A 404-nucleotide genomic window follows, 5' to 3' on the forward strand; every position below is an offset into this window, starting at 1 on the left:
GGCTTCGCCATGCTGGATCTGGCCGAAGCGGTGTTGCTGCGCGAGTCCGGTTGGCAGGGGCCGATCCTGTTGTTGGAAGGCTTCTTCCAGCGACAGGATCTGGCCTTGCTCGATCGTTATCGCCTGACGACGGCGGTGCACAGCGACTGGCAACTGGCGGCGATCGCCGACGCAAAGCTGAGTGCGCCGCTTGATGTCTATCTGAAAGTGAACAGCGGCATGAATCGGCTGGGGTTTGCGCCCGAGCGCCTGCATGAGGTGTGGCGCAGGGCGCAGGCTGTCGCCAATATTGCCGAGCTTACGCTGATGAGTCACTTCGCCACCGCCGACGGGCCGGAAGGCGTAACTCAGCAGATGGCCACCATCGAGGCGGCGGCGGCCGATGTACCGCTGCCGCGTTGCCT

General features: G+C 64.1%; 1 protein-coding gene. It reads left to right on the plus strand.

From position 1 onward, the window contains the following. Positions 1 to 404: alanine racemase (locus tag JYB63_RS22620; RefSeq protein ID WP_205660188.1), on the plus strand; the 404-nt coding region annotated here is incomplete at both ends.

It is taken from the genome of Aliamphritea spongicola (genome assembly GCF_017051665.1).
Lineage (GTDB): Bacteria > Pseudomonadota > Gammaproteobacteria > Pseudomonadales > Balneatricaceae > Amphritea > Amphritea spongicola.